This is a genomic window from Collinsella aerofaciens, assembly GCF_018785245.1.
Classification (GTDB): domain Bacteria; phylum Actinomycetota; class Coriobacteriia; order Coriobacteriales; family Coriobacteriaceae; genus Collinsella; species Collinsella aerofaciens_AD.
In genome coordinates this window covers 1-7,547 of the sequence record NZ_WQPL01000020.1, presented here as the reverse complement: position 1 = coordinate 7,547, position 7,547 = coordinate 1, and the positions used below count along the sequence as shown (strand labels likewise).

The following is a 7,547-nucleotide window of genomic DNA, read 5'->3' as shown; positions in this document are numbered from 1 at the left end:
CGGATCGGCGACGCGGTCGGAGAGCCCCTTCATGGTCTTGACGAAGTTGTGCCCCTCGCCGATGACCCAGGAGCTGCGCATGATGTAGTGGCGCGGGCACCCTGCCACGGCGATGTCGCCGGCCGCCTTGGTCTGGCCGTAGACGGAGAGCGGGCTGAGGGGCTCGTCCTCGGTGTGGACCTCCGCGGTGCCGTCGAAGACGTAGTCGGAGGACACGTGGACGAGGGTGATCCCGTGCTCGGAGCAGGTGCGGGCGAGAAGCGCCGGCCCCATAGCGTTGGCCTTCCAGGCGATGGCGCGGCCCTCGGGGGTCTCCGCCCTATCCACGGCGGTGTAGGCGCCGCAGTTGATCACGGTGCCGTAGAGCGACCAGTCGTACTGTGTGTAGGCGTCCGGGTCTGACATATCGAAGGTGTCGATGTCGCAGAAGTCGAAGTCCTTGGCGACGCCGCGCTCCTCCGCCAGCCTGCGCACAGCATGGCCCAGCTGGCCGTTGCAGCCGGTGACGAGGGTCCTCTTGGGCGCCATTGGGACGACGCCCCTGAGCATCGGGTGGTTGAGGTCGGCCTCGGAGACGGTGGCCTCGTCGAGCGGGATGGGCCACTCGATGGCGAGCTCGGGGTCGGCGAGGTTCACGAAGGTGTAGGTCCTCTTGAGCTCGAGGGACCAGTGGGCGTCCACCAGGTAGGTGTAGGCGGTGCCGTCCTCCAGGGCCTGGAAGGAGTTGCCCACGCCGCGCGGGACGTAGATGGCCTTGGACGGGTCGAGCGTGCAGGTGAACACCTTCCCGTAGGTCTCGCTGCCCTCGCGCAGGTCCACCCAGGCGCCGAAGACCGAGCCGCGCGCCACGGAGATGAACTTGTCCCAGGGCTCCGCGTGGATGCCGCGGGTGACGCCGCGGCTGTCGTTGTAGGAGATGTTGTTCTGGACGACCCTGAGGTCCGGGATACCCAGGGCGGTCATCTTGGCGCGCTGCCAGTTCTCCTTGAACCAGCCGCGCGAGTCGCCGTGGACGGCGAGGTCGACGACCTTGAGGCCCTCGATGCCGGTCTCGGCGACGGAGAGGTCCTTCTCGAATGCGATGTCTGCCATGTGGGAAAAGCTCCTATCGAAGAGGTTCAGGTTGCGGGCGCCCGCGCGGGGCCGCAGGGTCATCCCCATGCCCTGCGGTCCGCCCGGGACGCCCCGTAAGGGCACTTGGGCGGCCTACTGCCCCTGCGCCCTGTAGCGGGCCTCTGTGGCCTCCTTGGCCGGGCGCCACCAGGACTCGTTCTCCACGTACCAGTCGATGGTGGCCTTGAGCCCCTCGGCGAAGTCGGTGTGGGCCGGCTTCCAGCCCAGCTCGCGCTGGAGCTTGGTCGAGTCGATGGCGTAGCGGCGGTCGTGGCCGGGGCGGTCGGCGACCCAGTCGAAGTCCTCGGGGTCCTTTCCCATGGCCTCGAGGATCATGCGCAGCACGGTGATGTTGTCCCTCTCGCCGTCGGCGCCGATGAGGTAGGTCTCCCCCATGCGGCCCTTGGTGAGGATGTCCCAGACGGCGCTGGAGTGGTCCTCGGTGTGGATCCAGTCGCGGACGTTCTCGCCGCGGCCGTAGAGCTTGGGGCGGACGCCGTCTATGATGTTCGTGATCTGCCTGGGGATGAACTTCTCCACGTGCTGGTAGGGGCCGTAGTTGTTGGAGCAGTTGGAGATCGTGGTGCGAAGCCCGTAGGTGCGGGTCCACGCTCGGACGAGCATGTCGGAGGAAGCCTTGGTCGAGCTGTACGGAGAGGACGGCTTATAGGGCGTCTCCTCAGTGAACTTGGCGGGGTCGTCGAGCGCCAGGTCGCCGTAGACCTCGTCGGTGGAGACGTGGTGGTAGCGGACGCCGTACTTGCGGACGGCCTCCAGGAGGCGGAAGGTGCCCTCGACGTTGGTGCGCAGGAAGGGCTCCGGGTCGGCGATGGAGTTGTCGTTGTGGCTCTCGGCGGCGTAGTGCACGATCGCGTCGTGGCCGGGGACAATCCTATCGAGCAGCTCCGCGTCGCAGATGTCACCAACGACGAGCTCGACCCTGTCCTCGGGCAGCCCCGCGATGTTCTCGGGGTTGCCGGCGTAGGTCAGCTTGTCCAGGACGGTGACGTGGACGCCCGGGTGGTTGTTCACGACGTAGTGCACGAAGTTGCTGCCGATGAAGCCGCAGCCGCCCGTGACGATGATGTTCTTAGGTTCAAAAATCTCAGACATGAAAATCCAATCTGAAGCAAGTACAGCTTCTTTAGTATGCCGCAGGAAGTGACGCCGCGGCACTATTCAACAAAACTATCGGACATTTCGGCATGCGATAAGAGCCATGACCTTCGCAGAATTACTTCCCCTACAAAACGCCTCCGGAATGCAGTCTTTGTCGTACCGGAAGACCGAATTCCCAGTTTTATCGCGTAAGTACTTATAGAAGAAGTCTTCCCAGCTTTTAAACTTCTCACTGTTTACAAAGGCTTCTGGGGTTTCCAAAACCGCCTTAACATCTAACCTTGAAATTACGCCAGAGCTCAGCAGAAGCCACTCGAATGACTCGGGAAGACAAACCGTAACAGTATCGCGATGAATGTCTTGCAGCTTAAGGACGCGGTCCGCATGGCACCCAAATGCCGCTCCGTCCGCGACAACAAACACGCGATCGTCGAAATGCTGATCCAACCAGCCCAAAATCGCGCTGTTCGTCATGGGCGAAGCGCAGGTAAGCTCACTGTCAGCGAAATGCCGTTCAAAGAACTGGAAACCAGACTTACTGTCCTCGCATAGAAGGATAGAAAAGTCCTGTTTTGGCGCCGACCGGGAAATAGCATAACGATGATTCCCGCGATCTTGATAAACAGGGACGAAAGAATGGTATTTTCCGCTCGTCTTAATCTTGTAAATCTCATCCACGCTATACGGAAGATTGGGGAAATCAGCCCTTGAGATCAGCACGAAATAATTCGAGGAATACAGCACATGATGGGCAAACTCATCAGAATGGATCTCTTTTAAGCCCTCATCGACAAATACAATCGAGTCATGAACGGACGAAAGCTGGTTTCGCCAATCATAATCGGTCAGGGCGACACAGGGACAATCGCATTGCAAGGAAACGCCCGACTGCTCGCCCGTTCGCATGTAGTCTGCGACCATGTCAAACAGCGTCGTCTTACCCGTGCCGCTATCGCCACGCACAATAGTGATGTTCCGCTTGATGGTAAATGTGTACTTGGTTCCCCTACGGCGGGAAATCTTAACGAGATGCGAACCGTTCATAAGCAGCACCTACAGATATGGAATCGACTCGTGAATCAATTCGGCCATGTTATGAACGATTCGGCCGCTGTTCACGACTTTGATTTTAAAATCCTCGCGACCAAAGTCCATCACATGATAGAGATTCACAACGAGCTTGCGGTCTTTCGCCATGTCGAGAATCCACTTGGCACAGTTGTCACCACAAGTAGAAGCGTTAAAAATATGCTTACGATCAAATCTCATAAGCAGCAGCGTTTTCACGCCACCAGAAAGCTGGAGTGGGGAGATGGATCCAAGCACAGGGCTTTCGATGACGTTTTCGGAGACAACAACCGATCGATCGACATCTTTAATTATCGAGACTGCATAGGGATCCGTAATCCAAGAAGACCGGTAAGAGTTTTTGAAATATGTCGCTGTGTTGTAAATCGCTTCTGGCATATCGCCAAAGTAGACGCTTAACACATCCACTCCCAATCATATTGTCTTTATGGTCAACGTAATCATAACGAAAGGGGCCACCAGATAAACGGTGGCCCCTGAAAGAAAACAAGCTTGCGCTAGTACTCGCGCGGGCTGTTAACGATCTCGCCGGCGGCGACCTTCTTGAGGTGCCGGCCGTAGACCGACTTGCCGTAGGCCTTCGCGGCCTCCTCCAGCCCGGCGGTCGTGATCCAGCCGTTCTCCCAGGCGATCTCCTCGGGGACGGACACGGGCAGGTCCTGTGAGTGCTCCACGGCGCGGACGAACTCCGCCGCCTCGTGGAGTGACTCCATGGTGCCGGTGTCCAGCCACGCGTAGCCGCGGCCGAGGGTGACCACGGAGAGCGTCCCCTCCTCCAGGTACATCTGGTTGAGCGTGGTGATCTCCAGCTCGCCGCGGGCGGAGGGCTCGACCCTGTGCGCCTTGGCGGCCACGTCGCCCGGGTAGAAGTACAGGCCGGTGACTGCGTAGGAGCTCTTGGGGCGCTCGGGCTTCTCCTCGATGGAGACGGCCCTGCCCTCCCCGTCGAACTCGACGACGCCGAAGCGCTCGGGGTCGTCCACGTGGTAGCCGAAGACCGTGGCGCGGCCCGACTCTGCGTTCTGCACGGCGCGCGTCAGGTGGCGCGACAGGCCGTTTCCGTAGAAGATGTTGTCGCCGAGCACCAGGGCGCACGGCTCGCCGGCGATGAACTCCTCGCCGATGGTGAACGCCTGCGCCAGGCCGTCGGGGCTCGGCTGCTCGGCGTAGGAGAGGTTCACGCCGTAGCGCGAGCCGTCCCCGAGCAGGCGCTCGAAGTTGGGGAGGTCGGTCGGCGTGGAGATGACCAGGATGTCCCGGATGCCCGCCAGCATGAGGGTGGACAGCGGGTAGTAGATCATGGGCTTGTCGTAGACCGGCAGCAGCTGCTTGGAGGTCACGAGCGTGAGCGGGTACAGGCGCGTGCCGGACCCGCCGGCGAGGATGATGCCTTTCATAAAAATCCTCTCGATTGACAATCGTTGAGCAAAAGCCGCTAATTACAGATGCATAGTTAATTAAATTATACGCACCGGCAGCAACCTCCCCGTCTTCTTATTTAAATCGGACAGCAGAAACACGCAACTCTTTCTGCATTTCTAGCGAGGCAACAAATGAAAAAGTACAATGAGCAGTGTCCAACAAACGAAAGGCAAACAATGCGAGTCGAAACAACCGGAGTATGCAGAGGAAACTGGAAAATCTACCAGCAGCTTAAGATTGAAGGCATCCATAAAGGCTCCAGCGTAACAGCCCAGGCGGCTACAGACGATAACCGCCGCTCACCTTTATCCCTCCTAAAATTCCGGGACAATAGTTGTGACTCGAACTCATACGTCCTTGTAGTCCCCGATCCCGATGCTCGCACCATCAAAATTGAGTTTAGCGAAATCGGCCAAGACGGTCGCACCCTGAGCAGCGACTCCCTTTCGCTCAATTGCAAGAACATCAAATGGGAGTCGCGCCTTAACTACAAAATTAAACCTGACATGTGCAGCAAACTCCGAAACTACGATGACGTTTCAGAGTTTGACATGGCAACGATTGATTTCTGGCAGTGCATCGAAGATTCAAGCGACTATATCCTTAGGTGCACGGTGAGAACTCCTTATCGTAGCGACTCGCAAATCAAACTTCGTTGTTTCGATCGAACCCTTAATGAAGTTAATTTGAGCATCGTCAATTTCGGCTCGAATGTAACAAGCGTTGGATTTACGTCTGAGAAAAAGCAGCTTGAAACGCAGCTCTCAATTCGAATGCCAAAGGCGTTCGATCGTTACTACTTTATTATTGACGATCAAAATCACCCATCATTCAGTGCATTCGACTGCTTAACACCCGATAAGCTAGGCTTGCTTCTTGAGGAGACCAACTTTCTCTTTACCCATGCGCAGTTTGACCCTGAATACCCCGAATGGTTCACGGATCATAAGGCAACTATCGGCGCTCTGGAGAAGCAGAGAAAAATCGTCTTCAACAGCGCTCCGAAGTTCAGCATTATTGTCCCTCTATACAACACACCCATTTCGTTCTTTAACGATATGGCCGAATCCGTAAAAAACCAGTCTTATGCAAACTGGGAGCTCATCCTAGTTAATGCAAGTCCTGACAATCAGGAACTAAAGGCTCGCGTTGAGCAGGAGACGGCCCACGACAACAGAATTAAATCAATTAACCTTACCGAGAATAAGGGCATTTCCGAAAACACAAACGCCGGCGTTGCCATCGCTTCGGGTGATTTCGTTAGCTTCTTTGACCATGACGATATTCTTGAACCGGACTTGTTGTTCTCATATGCCGAGGCAATTGAAAACAATGATGACGTCGATCTTCTTTATTGTGATGAAGATAAACTCATGCCCGATGGAATGCTAGCGCAGCCGTTCTTTAAGCCGGATTTCAATATCGATCTGCTCAGAAACAATAACTATATCTGCCATATGCTTACCATCCGTAAGTCTCTGCTTGACACTCTAGAACCGAATACGAAAGAGTTCGATGGAGCACAGGATCATAATCTGACTCTCCACGCCGTGGAAAAGGCAAGGAAAGTTCATCATGTTGCAAAGGTTCTATATCACTGGCGCCTAAGCGAGACCTCCACCGCAGCAAATGCCGATAGCAAGCCGTATGCCACTATCGCAGGTATCAAAGCGGTCCAGAGTCATTTGGACAGGCTTGGGCTCAATGCGAAGGTCGAACAAGCGCGTCGTCCCTTTACATATAAAGTAACCTACGCTGTGCCAGATTCCCATCCACTCGTGTCAATTATCATTCCAACTAAAGACCACGCAGACATTCTGGACAACTGCATTAAGTCAATTGTTGAGAAATCAACGTACGACAATTACGAGCTTGTCATAATCGAAAACAACAGCACGGAAAAGGCAACATTTGATTATTACGATAAGTTGCAAGCAAAATATCCTGATATCGTTCGTCTTGTAATTTGGGAACACGAATTCAATTTCTCCAAGCTCATGAACTTTGGCGTGGCTCACGCCAAAGGAAACTATCTCTTGCTGTTGAATAACGATACTGAGGTAATTACGCCCAATTGGATTGAGATAATGCTTGGCATCTGCGCACGTGAGGATGTTGGCGCAGTTGGTGCAAAACTCTACTATCCCGACAACACCATTCAGCACGCGGGCCTATGCGTCACTGGTGGCGTGGCAGGACATCTTTGCCAAAGCATGCCAAAGGATAACTGGGGCTACTTTGCACTCAACGATGCACAACAAGACTTCAGCGCCGTCACTGCAGCTTGCATAATGACCAAGCGTAGCGAATATGAGAAAGTCGGAGGTTTCACGGAAGAGCTTCAAGTTGCATTTAATGATGTTGACTTTTGCTTAAAGCTTCGCGAGATCAATGACCTGATCGTATACACACCCGAAGTCGAGCTCTATCACTACGAGTCGATTTCTAGAGGCGTTGAAAACAATACGGAGAAGCAGATTCGCTTCCACAAAGAGGTCGCGTACATGAATTATCGCTGGGCTAAGCATTACGTCGAAGGCGATCCCTATATGAATCCAAACTTTACCGTTGGGGAACCTGCGAATCGTTATTATCATTTATAAGAAGTTGGCGTTTCTTCTCTTATTCAATCACGGCAAATTAGCGTGTGTCTAAGCTAGATAGGGGAATCGAGGATTAACCCTCGATTCCCCTATTGTGATAAGTTGTCCTCCACTCGACAGTGGTAGTGTCGAGAAAGTTGGTGTAAGGGCCCTTGCGGCCCCTGTGTCCGATATCCGGAATCAGTTGATATCCTAGGCCGC

At 55.0% G+C, this 7,547-nt stretch carries 6 protein-coding genes; 1 reads left to right on the top strand and 5 read right to left on the bottom strand.

Annotated features, from left to right (window positions below; genetic code table 11):
• From GPK39_RS05200 to rfbA, 5 genes are all read right to left on the bottom strand, one after another.
• On the bottom strand, nucleotides 1-1,092 hold a 1,092-nt coding region (locus GPK39_RS05200), incomplete at its 3' end, for a sugar nucleotide-binding protein (RefSeq protein WP_215674177.1).
• Between the two features lie 114 nt (nucleotides 1,093-1,206).
• Nucleotides 1,207-2,226 carry a dTDP-glucose 4,6-dehydratase gene (gene rfbB / locus GPK39_RS05195; protein ID WP_215674175.1) on the bottom strand — a complete coding sequence of 340 codons (1,020 nt, stop codon included), beginning with the start codon at nucleotides 2,224-2,226 and terminating at the stop codon, nucleotides 1,207-1,209.
• 75 nt (nucleotides 2,227-2,301) lie between these two features.
• Nucleotides 2,302-3,276 carry a hypothetical protein gene (locus tag GPK39_RS05190; protein ID WP_215674173.1) on the bottom strand — a complete coding sequence of 325 codons (975 nt, stop codon included), beginning with the start codon at nucleotides 3,274-3,276 and terminating at the stop codon, nucleotides 2,302-2,304.
• A gap of 9 nt (nucleotides 3,277-3,285) precedes the next feature.
• Complete coding sequence (locus GPK39_RS05185) at nucleotides 3,286-3,723, bottom strand: DUF4869 domain-containing protein (RefSeq protein WP_035138697.1); 438 nt, start codon at nucleotides 3,721-3,723, stop codon at nucleotides 3,286-3,288.
• 95 nt (nucleotides 3,724-3,818) lie between these two features.
• Nucleotides 3,819-4,718: a glucose-1-phosphate thymidylyltransferase RfbA gene (gene rfbA, locus GPK39_RS05180; protein ID WP_215674179.1), complete on the bottom strand. Its 900-nt coding sequence runs from the start codon at nucleotides 4,716-4,718 to the stop codon at nucleotides 3,819-3,821.
• 156 nt (nucleotides 4,719-4,874) lie between these two features.
• On the opposite strand from rfbA, the gene GPK39_RS05175 reads away from it, so the two are divergent.
• Nucleotides 4,875-7,346: a glycosyltransferase family 2 protein gene (locus GPK39_RS05175; protein WP_082421901.1), complete on the top strand. Its 2,472-nt coding sequence runs from the start codon at nucleotides 4,875-4,877 to the stop codon at nucleotides 7,344-7,346.
• Nucleotides 7,347-7,547 lie beyond the last annotated feature (201 nt).

Excerpts from the sequence above, each read along its gene's own strand:
- rfbA (WP_215674179.1), bottom strand. The coding sequence starts at position 4,718 with ATGAAAGGCATCATCCTCGCCGGCGGGTCCGGCACGCGCCTGTACCCG.
- GPK39_RS05175 (WP_082421901.1), top strand. The coding sequence starts at position 4,875 with ATGAAAAAGTACAATGAGCAGTGTCCAACAAACGAAAGGCAAACAATG.
- GPK39_RS05190 (WP_215674173.1), bottom strand. The coding sequence starts at position 3,276 with ATGAACGGTTCGCATCTCGTTAAGATTTCCCGCCGTAGGGGAACCAAG.
- rfbB (WP_215674175.1), bottom strand. The coding sequence starts at position 2,226 with ATGTCTGAGATTTTTGAACCTAAGAACATCATCGTCACGGGCGGCTGC.